This is a genomic window from Pseudomonas sp. NBRC 111132, from assembly GCF_001320565.1.
Classification (GTDB): Bacteria; Pseudomonadota; Gammaproteobacteria; order Pseudomonadales; family Pseudomonadaceae; genus Aquipseudomonas; species Aquipseudomonas putida_P.
The window spans coordinates 25635-39009 of sequence record NZ_BCBI01000020.1 but is presented as its reverse complement, the minus strand read 5'-3'; the positions used below and the strand labels follow the sequence as shown (position 1 = coordinate 39009).

General features: G+C 63.8%; 12 protein-coding genes. 8 read left to right on the top strand and 4 right to left on the bottom strand.

What is annotated here, in order from left to right; translation table 11 throughout:
* Positions 1-4 precede the first annotated feature (4 nt).
* From APH35_RS11885 to APH35_RS11855, 7 genes are all read left to right on the top strand, one after another.
* Positions 5-1108, top strand: a complete 1104-nt coding sequence (locus tag APH35_RS11885) for a mannuronate-specific alginate lyase (protein WP_012274107.1) — start codon at positions 5-7, stop codon at positions 1106-1108.
* A gap of 129 nt (positions 1109-1237) precedes the next feature.
* A complete protein-coding gene (locus APH35_RS11880; protein WP_012274108.1) occupies positions 1238-2695 on the top strand; it encodes an MBOAT family O-acyltransferase in 1458 nt (485 codons plus the stop codon).
* Between the two features lie 10 nt (positions 2696-2705).
* On the top strand, positions 2706-3863 hold the full coding sequence (locus APH35_RS11875) for an alginate O-acetyltransferase (RefSeq protein ID WP_060514846.1): 1158 nt from the start codon (positions 2706-2708) through the stop codon (positions 3861-3863).
* Positions 3864-3883: 20 nt separating this feature from the next.
* Positions 3884-4531 carry an alginate O-acetyltransferase AlgF gene (locus APH35_RS11870; RefSeq protein WP_060514845.1) on the top strand — a complete coding sequence of 216 codons (648 nt, stop codon included), beginning with the start codon at positions 3884-3886 and terminating at the stop codon, positions 4529-4531.
* A 34-nt stretch (positions 4532-4565) separates the two neighbouring features.
* On the top strand, positions 4566-6020 hold the full coding sequence (locus tag APH35_RS11865) for a mannose-1-phosphate guanylyltransferase/mannose-6-phosphate isomerase (protein ID WP_060514844.1): 1455 nt from the start codon (positions 4566-4568) through the stop codon (positions 6018-6020).
* 124 nt (positions 6021-6144) lie between these two features.
* Entirely contained in the window at positions 6145-6609 is a 465-nt protein-coding gene (locus APH35_RS11860) for a hypothetical protein (RefSeq protein ID WP_012274112.1), read from the top strand.
* Positions 6610-6624: 15 nt separating this feature from the next.
* The gene (locus tag APH35_RS11855; protein ID WP_060514843.1) at positions 6625-7437 is read left to right on the top strand and encodes an SDR family oxidoreductase; all 813 of its coding nucleotides are present in this window, start codon (positions 6625-6627) and stop codon (positions 7435-7437) included.
* A gap of 122 nt (positions 7438-7559) precedes the next feature.
* Here APH35_RS11855 and APH35_RS11850 read toward each other — a convergent pair whose 3' ends face one another.
* From APH35_RS11850 to APH35_RS11835, 4 genes are all read right to left on the bottom strand, one after another.
* Positions 7560-9011: an efflux transporter outer membrane subunit gene (locus APH35_RS11850; protein WP_060514842.1), complete on the bottom strand. Its 1452-nt coding sequence runs from the start codon at positions 9009-9011 to the stop codon at positions 7560-7562.
* Complete coding sequence (locus APH35_RS11845) at positions 9008-10069, bottom strand: HlyD family secretion protein (protein WP_012274115.1); 1062 nt, start codon at positions 10067-10069, stop codon at positions 9008-9010. Before APH35_RS11845 ends, APH35_RS11850 begins: the two co-directional genes overlap by 4 nt.
* Before the next feature lie 28 nt (positions 10070-10097).
* Positions 10098-11639, bottom strand: a complete 1542-nt coding sequence (locus APH35_RS11840) for an MFS transporter (protein WP_060514841.1) — start codon at positions 11637-11639, stop codon at positions 10098-10100.
* Positions 11640-11755: 116 nt separating this feature from the next.
* A complete protein-coding gene (locus APH35_RS11835; protein WP_012274117.1) occupies positions 11756-12661 on the bottom strand; it encodes a LysR family transcriptional regulator in 906 nt (301 codons plus the stop codon).
* Positions 12662-12870: 209 nt separating this feature from the next.
* Between APH35_RS11835 and APH35_RS11830 the strand changes: the two genes are divergently transcribed.
* Positions 12871-13320, top strand: a complete 450-nt coding sequence (locus APH35_RS11830) for a universal stress protein (protein ID WP_012274118.1) — start codon at positions 12871-12873, stop codon at positions 13318-13320.
* The last annotated feature ends 55 nt before the right edge of the window (positions 13321-13375 follow it).

Here is a 13375-nt window from a genome sequence, read left to right as displayed (position 1 = left end):
ATCCATGACCCTATTGAAGCGAATTTCCAGCCCCGCCCTGCTCGCTTTGGCCCTGTTTGGCGGTGCCGCGCACGCTGCGCTGGTACCCCCGCAGGGTTACTACGAGGGGATCGAAAAGCTCAAGACCGGCGACGGCAATTTCCGCTGCGAAGCGGCGCCCAAGCCGTACACCGGCGCGTTGCAGTTTCGCAGCAAATACGAAGGCTCTGACAAGGCGCGGGCAACGCTCAATGTTGCCTCGGAAAAGGCCTTCCGCAAGTCGACCGAAGACATCACCACGCTTGAGAAAGGCGTAAGCAAGATGGTTGGCCAGTACATGCGCGATGGCCGCCCGGCGCAGCTCGATTGCACCTTGGCCTGGCTGGGCACTTGGGCGCGCGCCGACGCATTGCTGTCCACCGACTACAACCACACCGGCAAGTCGATGCGCAAATGGGCACTGGGCAGCATGAGCGGCTCGTGGCTGCGCCTGAAGTTCTCCCACTCGCAGCCGCTGGCCGCGCACCAGGCTGAAGCCGAAGTCATCGAAAAATGGTTCGCCCGCCTGGCTGAACAGACCGTGCGCGACTGGAGCGACCTGCCGCTGGAGAAGATCAACAACCACAGCTACTGGGCGGCCTGGTCGGTCATGGCGACCGCTGTCGCCACCGACCGTCGCGACCTGTTCGACTGGGCCGTGAAGGAATACAAGGTGGGCGCCAACCAGGTGGATGACCAGGGCTTTCTGCCCAACGAAATCAAGCGCAAGCAGCGCGCACTGGCCTACCACAACTATGCCCTGCCGCCACTGGCGATGATTGCCAGCTTTGCCCAGGCCAATGGCGTGGACCTGCGCAAAGAGAACAACTTCGCCCTGCAGCGTCTGGGTGAAGGCGTACTGGCCGGTGCCCGCGACCCGAGCCAGTTCAAGGCCCGCACCGGCGAGAAGCAGGACATGAAGGACCTCAAGGTCGACAGCAAGTATGCCTGGCTCGAACCCTGGTGCGAACTGTACCACTGCGTCGGCGACACCCTGCAGCGCAAGCACGGCATGCAGCCGTTCAACAGCTTCCGGCTGGGCGGCGACCTGACCCGGGTCTACGACCCGAACGCAGAGAGCAAGAAATAGATGTCGCCTGGGTTAGGGCCGCTTTGCGGCCCATCAGGAATGAAGTGACAACGGTTTCCTCCAGCTTTTTGCTGGGGGGTTTGGGGGGCGCTTTGCCCTGGATGCTGTGAACAAATTAGGAGAACCGGGATGGTCTTCTCGTCCAACGTGTTCCTGTTCCTGTTCTTGCCGATCTTCCTCGGCCTGTACTACCTGAGCGGGCAACGTTATCGCAACCTGCTGCTGCTGATCGCCAGCTACATCTTCTATGCCTGGTGGCGGGTGGACTTCCTGGCCCTGTTCGCCGGGGTCACCCTGTGGAATTACTGGATCGGCCTCAAAGTGGGTGCCGCCGGTGTGCGCACCAAGCCCGCCCAGCGCTGGCTGCTGCTTGGCGTGGGTGTCGACCTGGCGATTCTCGGCTACTTCAAGTACGCCAACTTCGGCGTCGACAGCCTCAACGCGATCATGGCCTCGTTCGGCCTTGAGCCGTTCATCCTCACCCACGTGCTGCTGCCGATCGGTATCTCGTTCTACATCTTCGAGTCGATCAGTTACATCATCGACGTCTACCGTGGCGACACCCCGGCTACTCGCAACCTGATCGACTTCGCCGCGTTCGTGGCCATCTTCCCGCACCTGATCGCAGGCCCCGTGCTGCGCTTCAAGGACCTGGTCGAGCAATTCAACAACCGCACCCACACCCTGGACAAGTTTTCCGAAGGCTGCACCCGCTTCATGCAGGGCTTCATCAAGAAAGTGTTCATCGCCGACACCCTGGCCGTGGTCGCCGACCACTGCTTCGCCCTGCAAAACCCGACCACGGGCGATGCCTGGTTGGGCGCGCTGGCGTACACCGCACAGCTGTACTTCGACTTCAGCGGCTACAGCGACATGGCCATCGGCCTGGGCCTGATGATGGGCTTCCGCTTCATGGAGAACTTCAAGCAGCCATACATCAGCCAATCGATCACCGAGTTCTGGCGGCGCTGGCACATCAGCCTGTCGACCTGGCTGCGCGACTACCTGTACATCACCCTGGGCGGTAACCGCAAAGGCACCTTCAACACCTACCGCAACCTGTTCCTGACCATGCTGCTGGGCGGCCTGTGGCACGGTGCCAACTTCACTTACATCATCTGGGGCGCCTGGCACGGCATGTGGCTGGCCATCGAACGCGCGCTGGGCATCGACACCAACCCGCAGCGCTTCAACCCGGTCAAATGGGCCTTCACCTTCCTGCTGGTGGTGGTCGGCTGGGTGATCTTCCGCGCCGAGAACCTGCACGTGGCCGGCCGCATGTACGGCGCCATGTTCAGCTTCGGCGACTGGCAGCTGTCGGAACTCAACAGTGCCCAGCTGACCGGCCTGCAGGTGGCGACCCTGGTCATCGCCTACCTCACCCTGGCGTTCTTCGGCCTACGCGACTTCTACCGCAATGCCAAACCGACGCCCAAGGCAACCCCGGTGCAGGTGAACAGCGATGGCTCGATCGGCCTGGACTGGACCCGGGTGATGACCCGCGCCCTGATTCTGCTGCTGTTCGTCGCCTCGATCCTCAAGCTTTCGGCGCAGAGCTACTCGCCGTTCCTGTACTTCCAGTTCTGAGGCCGATGACATGAACCGCACATTACGCATCACTTATTCCCTGTCGTTTCTTGGCTTGCTCGTGGGCATGGGCGTGTGGTCCACCGGTGGTCTGCAAAGCTTTCAGCGCACCGAGCAGATGACACTGCTCAACGGCAAGCTGGCCAAGGCCGCCGAGACCCACTACGACGACGAGTTCCCGATCAAGCGCCTGGGCACGAACCTTTGGGCGGCCATGGACTTCAAGCTGTTCAACGAGGGCCGCCCCGGTGTGGTGCTGGGCCGCGACCAGTGGTTGTTCAGCGACGAAGAGTTCAAGCCCACCGCCGGTGCCGAACAACTGATGCAGGAAAACCTGGCGCTGATCCGTGGCGTGCGCGACACCTTGCAGCAGCACGGTAGCCAGCTGGTGCTGGCGATCATCCCGGCCAAGGCGCGCCTCTATTCGGAATACCTGGGCAAAGAGCAACCGGCCAGCCTGCACGATGACCTGTACAACCAGTTCCACGCCCAGGTACGCCAGGCCAACGTGTTCGCCCCAGACCTGCAAGCGGCCATGGAACAAGCCAAGGCTCGCGGCCAGGTATTCCTGCGCACCGACACCCACTGGACACCAATGGGCGCCGAAGTCGCCGCCCAGACGCTGGCCGAGGCGGTAAGCCGGCAGAACCTGCTCAACGGTGACCCGCAAACCTTCGTCACCGAAGCTGGCAGCACCGCGCCCTACAAAGGCGACCTGACCAACTTCCTGCCACTGGACCCTTTGTTCAGCAACCTGTTGCCGGCCCCGGACAACCTGCAGCAGCGCACCACCCGCCCGGTCGATGCCGAGGGTGACGCGGGGGACGCACTGTTCGCCGATAAGCAGATTCCGGTTGCGCTGGTGGGTACCAGCTACAGCGCCAACCCGCACTGGAACTTCCTTGGTGCCCTGCAGCAGGCCCTGAACAGCGACGTCGCCAACTACGCAGAAGACGGCCATGGCCCGCTGCTGCCAATGCTCAAGTACCTGCAAAGCGATGCCTTTAAAAACACCGCACCGCAAGTGGTGGTGTGGGAATTCCCCGAGCGTTATCTGCCCATGAAAAACGACCTCAGCAGTTTCGATCCGCAGTGGATCGCGCAGCTGAAGAACACCCGTAAAACCGAAGAAAACCTGGCCTTGTCGTCCAACCAGACGCGCCACTGATCGATAGAGAGGAAACGCACATGACTACCAAGACTTCCATTGCCAAAGCCCTCACCCTCGCGGCCGGCCTGTCCCTTGCTTCCATGCAGGCCTTCGCCGGCGCGGATGCCGCGCTGTATGGCCCGAGCGCGCCGAAAGGCTCGACCTTCGTGCGCCTGTACAACGCGGCCAGCGCACCGGCCGCCGCCTCGGTCGGCAACACCCAGATCAAGCAGGTTGGCGCCCAGGCCAGCAGCGACTTCAGCTTCCTGCCAGGCGGCGACTACACAGCCCAGGTCGGCGGCAAGAGCGTGCCGGTCAAGCTGGCCTCGGACAAGTACTACACCCTGGTCAACAGCAGCAGCGGCAACCCGCAGTTGATCGAAGAACCACCGTTCAAGAACAAGCAGAAAGCCCTGGTGCGCGTGCAGAACCTGAGCGACCAGCAGCTGACCCTGAAAACCGCCGACGGCAAGACCGAAGTGGTCAAGCCGGTGGCCGCAAACGGCCGGGGCGAACGCGAAATCAACCCGGTCAAGGTCAACCTGGCGCTGTACCAAGGTGACAAGAAAGTGGGTGACGTGAAACCCGTCGCCCTGGAGCGCGGCGAAGCCGCCGTGCTGTATGTAACGGGTTCCGGCAACACCTTGTCGCCGGTGTGGGTAACTCGCCCCGTGGCTAGCAACTGATCCCCCTGCCTTTAACGACTATTGGAGAAACATGATGATCCCGGTAATTCTTTCTGGTGGTAGCGGTTCGCGTCTGTGGCCTCTGTCGCGCAAGCAGTTCCCAAAACAGTTCCTGGCCCTGACCGGCGAACACACCCTGTTCCAGCAAACCATCGAGCGCCTGGCGTTCGAAGGCATGGACACACCGATCGTGGTCTGCAACAAGGACCACAAGTTCATCGTCCAGGAACAGCTGGCTGCGCTGAAGCTGGAAACCCAAGGCATCCTGATGGAGCCGTTCGGCCGTAACACCGCGCCGGCCGTGGCCATGGCCGCCATGAAACTGGTCAACGAAGGCCGCGACGAGCTGATGCTGGTACTGCCAGCCGACCACGTGATCGACGACCAGAAGGCCCTGCAGCGCGCCCTGGCCCTGGCCACCATCGCCGCCGAGCGTGGCGAGATGGTGCTGTTCGGCGTACCGGCGACCAAGCCGGAAACCGGCTACGGCTACATCCGCTCCAGCCAGGATGCCCTGCTGCCCGAAGGCGTGGCACGCGTGGCCCAGTTTGTCGAGAAACCCGATGAGAAACGCGCCGCCGAGTTCGTCCAGGCCGGTGGCTACTTCTGGAACAGCGGCATGTTCCTGTTCCGCGCCAGCCGCTTCCTCGAAGAGCTGAAAAAGCACGACGGCGACATCTACGACACCTGCGTGCTGGCGCTGGAGCGCAGCGAGGAAGCCGGCGATGTGCTGAGCATCGACGAAGCCACCTTCGCCTGCTGCCCGGACAACTCCATCGACTACGCGGTGATGGAAAAAACCCAGCGCGCCTGCGTAGTGCCGATGTCGGCCGGCTGGAGCGACGTGGGCTGCTGGTCATCGCTGTGGGAAGTGCACGAGAAGGACGACAACGGCAACGTCACCAAGGGCGACGTGGTGGTGCAGGACAGCCGCAATTGCATGATCCACGGCAACGGCAAGCTGGTGTCGGTGATCGGCCTGGAAAACATCGTGGTGGTCGAAACCAAGGACGCCATGATGATTGCCCACAAGGACAAGGTCCAGGGCGTCAAGCAGATGGTCAAGACCCTCGACGAACAGGGTCGCACTGAAACCCAGAACCACCTGGAAGTGTATCGCCCGTGGGGCTCGTACGACTCGGTGGACATGGGTGGCCGCTTCCAGGTCAAGCACATCACCGTCAAGCCGGGTGCCAGCCTGTCGCTGCAGATGCACCACCACCGCGCCGAGCACTGGATCGTGGTGTCCGGCACCGCCGAGGTCACCTGCGACGAGAACGTGTTCCTGCTGACCGAAAACCAGTCGACCTACATCCCGATCGCATCGGTGCACCGCCTGCGCAACCCAGGCAAGATCCCGCTGGAGATCATCGAAGTGCAGTCCGGCAGTTATTTGGGCGAGGATGACATCGAGCGCTTCGAGGATGTGTATGGCCGGACATCGACGCCGGTGGAGCGAGGTGTTTCGGTCAAGACGATTGCGCAGTAAGTAAACCCCTGGGGCCGCTTTGCGGCCCTTTCTCGACACGAGGGCGAAGCCCTCGCGCTTTTGAGCCCTCCCCCATTTCAGGCTACGATGGTCAGACCCCGCGCAACCAAGGTCTTCAAGCCCAATGATCATCGGTGCCTTCCTCATCCTCACCTGGCTGGTGCTGCTGTTGCGCTACCCGGCCAAGGCCTTGCCGATTTCGCTGGCCGCCGTGTGTGGCCTGGGCCTGGTAGCCCTGTTCGTTGCCTGGCAGGAAAACCGCGAAGCCTCGCAATTGGCCCGCCTGGACCTGCGCCTGAGCTACGCTCCCGAGCAGTGCCCTGCCGACCGCGCCCTGCAGGTACGCATGAAAAACGGCAACAAGGCCCCGCTCACCGAACTTCGTTGGCGGGTAGCGGCGTATGCGCCGGGCGATACCGTGAACCTGGCCGAGAATACCTACAACGCCCCTCGTTACCGTGGACCGGGTGAGTTGCAGCCGGGAGCCGAGTGGAAAGATTGCCTGCCGGTGCCGCCGCTGCGCTCCGGGTACCGGCCACAGACCCTGGAATTTCGTGCCGAGCACCTGCAAGGTACATTCGCCAATTAATCGAAGGCCTCTCCCATGCCCACTGTCCTGATCACAGGTTGTTCCAGCGGCATCGGCCGCGCCTTGGCCGACGCTTTTCGCGATGCCGGCCACCACGTCTGGGCCACTGCCCGCAAGCCTGAAGATGTCGAGCAACTGAGCGCCGCCGGCTACACCGCCCGGCAGTTGGATGTGAACGACGGCGAGGCGCTGGTCCGCCTGGCCGACGAACTGGAAAGCCTCGACATCCTGATCAACAACGCCGGCTACGGCGCCATGGGCCCGTTGCTCGATGGCGGCGTGGATGCCCTGCGCCAGCAGTTCGAAACCAACGTCTTCGCCGTAGTCGGCGTTACCCGTGCGCTGTTCCCGCTGCTACGCCGCTCACGGGGCCTGGTGGTGAACATCGGCAGCGTCTCCGGTGTGCTGGTCACGCCATTCGCCGGTGCCTACTGCGCCTCGAAAGCCGCCGTGCATGCGCTGAGCGATGCCTTGCGCCTGGAGCTGGCGCCGTTCGGTGTGCAGGTAATGGAAGTGCAGCCTGGGGCAATTGCCACGCAGTTCGCCAGCCATGCCCAGCGCCAGGCCGAGCAGGTGCTGGCGGCGGATTCACCGTGGTGGCCGCTGCGCGAGCATGTGCAGGCACGGGCGCGGGCTTCGCAGGACAGGCCGACTTCGGCGGCGGTGTTTGCCCGGGGGGTGTTGGCGGCAGTCGGCAAGTCGCCGGTACCGGGGGTGGTGCGGTTGGGCAATGGCAGTACCGCGCTGCCGCTGATGGCCCGGTTGCTGCCACGGCGGTTGCTGGACTGGGCGTTACGCAAGCGCTTTGGGCTGCTGCGGCCGCTCTGAGTTTTCGGATGCCCTGGGGCTGCTTTGCAGCCCATCGCGACACAAGGCCGCTCCTACAGGCAGTCGCGGTCTCCTGTAGGAGCGGCCTTGTGTCGCGATGGGCCGCACAGCGGCCCCGCTTTCTAGGCTTTGTTCGCTGGCTGCTCATCAAACGCCTGCCAGCCACCGCCCAAAGCCTTGTACAAACCCACCAAGGCCTGCGACACCGCCGCCGAGCTGTCGATCCACTGCTTCTCGCTGGCCAGCAATGCCCCTTGCACTGTCAGCACATTGAGAAAGTCCACCGCCCCTTCCACATACTGGCGCTGGGCGGTTTCCAGGGCGATGCGGTTCTGCCGCACGGCCTCGGCCAAATGGTCGCGGCGCAACTGGCTGGCGTTGTACAGGCGTAGCACATCGTCAATTTCATGCCAGGCCCCCAGCACCACCTTGCGGTAGTTCAGCGCGGCCTCTTGCTGCTGCGCCTCGCGCAGTTCCAGGGTGCCCTTGAGCCGGCCACCCTCGAAGATCGGCAGCGACAGCTGAGGCCCGAAAGCAAACCGACGCGAATCCCAGCCACCAAAATCAGACAGCTGCATGGCCTGGAAACCGACACTGCCCGACAGCCGGATGCTCGGGTAGAAATCTGCCTTGGCCACACCGATGCTGGCGGTGGCGGCATGCAGGCGGGCCTCGGCCTGGCGGATGTCCGGGCGGCGCTCGGCCAGTTCGGACGGCAAGCCAATGGCAAACTTCTGCTGCGGCGCGGGCAGCTCGCCGCCCTGCAGCAATTCGGCCTGCAAACTGCGTGGCGGTTCGGCAGCGAGCAGGCTGAGGGCGTTGATCAGGTCATCACGGCGGGCTTCCAGGCTGGGCAGTCGCGACTCGATCGACGCGACCTGAGCGCTGGCCTGGGCCACATCCAGGCGCGTGGCAACGCCTTCGGCCTGGCGGTCTTCGGACAGCTTCAGGCTGTGCCGGGCAACCTTGAGGTTGTCCTGCGTCACATCCAGGGTGTGCTGCACCGCGCGCAGCTGGATGTAGTTGCCGGCGGTTTCCGACAGCAGGGCAAGCAGCACCCCACGGCGGTCGTTCTCAGCCACTTCGACGCTGGCATCGGCAGCCTCGACCTGGCGTCGTACGCGGCCCCAAAGGTCCAACTCCCAACCTGCCACCAGGTCGCCTTGCCAGAGGTTGTACGCCGCTTTACCCGCTTTGCCGGACGGGTCGCTGAGGCCTTCGGCGCTGTTACGCGCGCGGCTGTAGCCGGCGTTGGCGTCCACCGACGGCATTTCGTCGGCGGCCACGGTGCTGCGCAGGGCACGGCTTTGCAGCAACCGTGCGCTGGCCATCTGCAGGTCGAGGTTGCGTTCGGCGACGCGCTGGATCAAGGCGCTGAGCTGGGCATCGTGAAAGGATTCCCACCAGCGCAACTCCAGCGGTTCGGCCTGCGGCTGGCTGGCCGCTGCCTCACCCTGCAGCGGCGCCCACTGTTGCGGTACCTGGCTGTCGGGGCGCAGAAAGTCCGGGCCCATGGTGCAGCCGGCCATCAGTACGGCCAGCAATAAAGGGCTCAAGCGAAATGCCGATTTCATCGTGCACTTACCTCTTTGCCGTCCAGCTTGTCACCACGGGTGTCGATGGTCGCTTCCACCGACATGCCCACACGTAGGCGGCTGAGCAGCGGCTGCCCGTCATCGAAGACGATTTTCACCGGGATGCGCTGCACCACCTTGGTGAAGTTGCCGGTGGCGTTGTCCGGTTTCACGGCAGCGAAGGTGACGCCGGTGGCGGGAGCGATACTTTCTACATGGCCGTGCAGCTTTTCGCCGGAGAAGGTATCGACGCTGATGCTCACCGGCTGGCCCGGTTGCACGTGGGTCAGCTGGGTTTCCTGGAAATTGCCGACCACATAGGCCTGTTGCAACGGCACCACCGACAGCAGGCGGGCGCCTGGGTTGACGTAGGCGCCGACGCGCAGGGCACGCTCGCCGACCATACCGTCCACCGGTGCAGTGATGCGGGTGTAGGACAGGTCGAGCTGAGCCTTTTCCAGCCCCGCTTCGGCACGTTTGAGCTGGCCATCGGCGCTGGCCACCTGAGCGGTGAGAATGTCCACTTGCTTGCGCGCCGCCACCAGCGCCGCCTGGGCATTGGCCAGGCGAGCACGGGCCTGGTCGACACCGCTGCGCGCCTGTTGGGCGTTCTGCACGGTACCGGCGCCCTGCTCGGCCAGGCGGCTGTAACGGTTGACTTCATGGTCGGCGAACGCCGCTTCGGCCTGGGCCGCTTTGACAGCAGCCTCGGCCTGGGCAATAAGCGCCGCCTGGCGCTCCAGGGTGGCACGGGCATCGGCGCTTTGCGCCTGGGCTACCAGCAACTGCGCCTGCGCGGCATCCAGCGCGGCCTGGTAGTCACGGGCATCGATGGTCGCCAGCAACTGGCCTGCGGTGACCTGCTGGTTGTCTTCCACCAGCACGTCCTTGATGAAACCGGCGACTTTGGGCGCGACCACGGTGTAGTCGGCGATCACATAGGCGTCATTGGTGCTCTGGCGGTGGTCACTGCCCAACATCCAGGGGCCGACGATGCCAGCCAGGACGGCCACGGCCAGCACCGAGCCGATGAACAGGGTTTTGCGGTTGTTGGTCATTTCAGCGGTTCTCGAATTCATCCAGGGTTCAGGCCACCGCACGCGGCGGATAGACCCGGGTAGGCACGAAAGGAATCAGGCAGATCAAGGCCACGGCAATGCAGGCCATGACGAGGTACAGGTCGGCCGAGGTCAGGACCAACGCCTGGTCGTGGATGCGCTTGGCCAGGCCTGCAGCGCTGTCGTCGACCAGCGGGGCGTTGCCCAGGCTGTCCACCAGGTGGTTGGAATGGAAGTGCCGGCGCAGGGTGCCAAGGGCGTCCAGCAGGCCACCGGCAATCACGGCGGCCAAGCCCTTCACGGTGTTGAACCAGCTGGAGGCGAACGGGCCTTCCTGCGGAGTCATGCCATTGGTGGACAGCATCAGCAACGGCAGCACGGCCATCGGCTGGCCGAACACCTGCAGCAGGTAGAACGGGTAGAAGTCGCCACGGATCCATTCACTGGTCAGCAGGCTGCTGCCGACACAGGACACCGCCAGCATCGCCAGGCCGATACCCAGCACCCAGCGGCAGTCCACTGCACGGATGTTGCACAGTGCCGCCGTCAGCGGCAGGGCGATCAGTTGAGGCATGGCCACCAGCATCATCAGCGGGCTGGTCTGCGCCGGGCGGTAGCCTTGGATCTGCGCCAGGTAGGCCGAAGGAATGCTGCCCACGCCCGAGAGCACGATCAGCACACCGGCCAGTGTCACCAGCGCGAAACTCAGGTTGCGCCGCTGCAACATGCGCAACTGGAAGAACGGCAGCGGTTCGGACCACTCGTTGAACATGAACAGCACCAGCAACACCAAGCCACCGCCCAGCAGCCAGCAGATCAGCGGCGAATCGAACCAGCCCCAGCGGTCGCCCAGCGACAGGCCCAGTACGATGCAACTGATGGCGGGGAGGCCGAGCAGCACGCCACGCCAGTCGAACTGCTTGAAACGTTCCAGGCGCAGCGGGTCCTGCGGCAGGCCCCAGCCGACGCAGACGATGGCCAGCAGCGAGGGCAGAATGATCTGCCAGAACGCCCATTGCCAACCGACATACTCGGTCCACAGCCCCGCCAACGGCGTGCCAAGGTTGGGGCCGAAGGTGGCAGTCAGGGCATAGCAGGCCAGGCCGTAGACCTTGATGCCCGGTGGCAGGAAGCGCAGGGCCACACTCATCAGCATCGGTGGCAAGGCCCCCGAAGCAAAGCCCTGCAGCACGCGCAGCAGCATCAGGCTGTGCAGGTTGGGGGCGAACGGTTGCAGCAAGCCGAGCACGGCGAACAGGCCGATGGCGCTCATGGTGAAGCGCCGCAGCGAGAAGGTGGTGGCCAGCCACGGCGCAAAGGCCATGGCAGAGACCGAGGCGGCGCTGTACACCGCCAGCAGCCAGGCACCTTCGTCAGCACCGATGCCCATGGCACCGCGGATATCGGCGAGGGAAATCTTGGTAACCGACTCGTTTAGGCCTGCGCACAGCACGGCCAGCAACACACCGAACAGCCCCACTACCACCTGCAGGCCAAACGCCGTCTGCGCAGGCGCGGCCGGCGCGGGGGCGGCGGCCAGCGCCGCAGGGGGCGCGGTCAGGGAACTCATGGGAATACATCTCCAGCAACAATTTCAGGGCTGGAGCAAGTTTAAGAAGGTCGAATGCTGACGAAAACTGACTTGTTGGCAGTTTTATATTGCGTCAGACGCAATCGATACAATCATCACGGGTCAATGCGGCCACAGGCTTTCAACGTCTGGCGCAACCAACGGTGCGCAGGGTCGTTGTCGAAACGCGGGTGCCATGCCTGCTTCACATTGACCTTCTCCAACGGCACCGGGATCTCGAACGAGCGCAATGGCAGTTTCAGCCGCTGCACACTGTTGAGGATGTTGGCGGGTATCGGCAAGATCAAGTCCGAATCCGGCAGCGAGAACATCGCCGAGTGGAAGCTGGTGGTGATCAGCGCCACCCGCCGCTCCACTTTGTGGTTGGCCAACGCCACATCGATCGGCCCATTGGCCCGGCCGCGCCGCGATACGCTGATCTGCGGGTAGGCGGCAAAACGCTCAGGGGTGATGGGGGCGTCGAATATCGGGTGCCCCACACGTGCCAGGCCCACGAAGTAGGTGCTGAACAGGCTCTGCACCTTGATTTCCGGGCCGAGTTCAACGGCCGAGCTGATGATCAGGTCGATATGCCCGTTGCGCAGCACCGCATCATCGTCACCGCTGCCCTCCGGGACGAACCGCAACACGGTACGCGGCGCCTGGGCCAGCATCATGCTCAGCAATTGGGCGCCGTACAGGGCGATGAACAGGTCATTGGTGCGTATGTTGAAGGCACGGTCCAGGTTCACCAGGTCTACATCGTCGCGGCTGCGGAACACCTGCCCGGCTTGCTCCACCAGCCCATGCACCTGTTCGCGCAGGGCCAATGCGCGCGGCGTCGGCACCAGGCCACGACCGGCACGCACCAGGATCGGGTCGCCCATGGCTTCGCGAATGCGCCCCAGTGTCCGGCTCATGGCCGCCGGGCTCAGGTTCATTCGCTGAGCTGCGCCGACCACGCTGCCCTCGTCGAGCAGGACATCGAGGGCGACGAGCAGGTTCATGTCCGGGAGTTGCATGGCCGTTTTCCGTTACAGCTGTGGGAATGGCGATGGTAACAGGTTGCTCGATTGCACCAGACGCAATGCGCTCGTGCGTTGTGGGGCATTTATTCACTGACCGTGTTCGGCCTTAAATAGAGCATTGGCAGGATCGGCCTCTTCGCGGGCGTGCCCGCGAAAGGGCCGATCCTGCAGATACACCCGCCAGCCATTGCCAAGGATCCTACATGCCCAGCTCCGTCCTGATCGCCATCGACGCCTCCCCGGCTTCCAGTGCCCTGCTGGCCCTCGCCCGCCGCTACTGCCGCCCTGGCGAGCACGAATTGCACGTGCTGCTGGCCATCGACTCCACCTTCGCCGTGCATGAACAACCAGCGCCCTACACCACCGAAGAGCTGGAGGAATACCCCGCCGCCTGCGAGGAACAGCAGCATGCCGACCACGCCGTGACCGAGGCCGTGCGCGAACTGCAGCAAGCCGGCTTTGCCAGCCGGGGTTGCATGGTGGCTGGGCAGCCGGTCGATGTGATCGTGACTAAGGCGCACGAACTCAATTGCGAGCTGATCATCATGGGCCACCGTCACCTGTCGCGGCTGGGACGGTTGCTCGACCCTTCCATCAGCGCGAAGGTGATTGACCAGGTGAAGGTGCCAGTGTTGGTGGGGGCGGCGGGGTAGAAATCACAGAAGATTGGACGCTTGGCTCTGAGCTTCATTTGGGCATGCAGGTGCT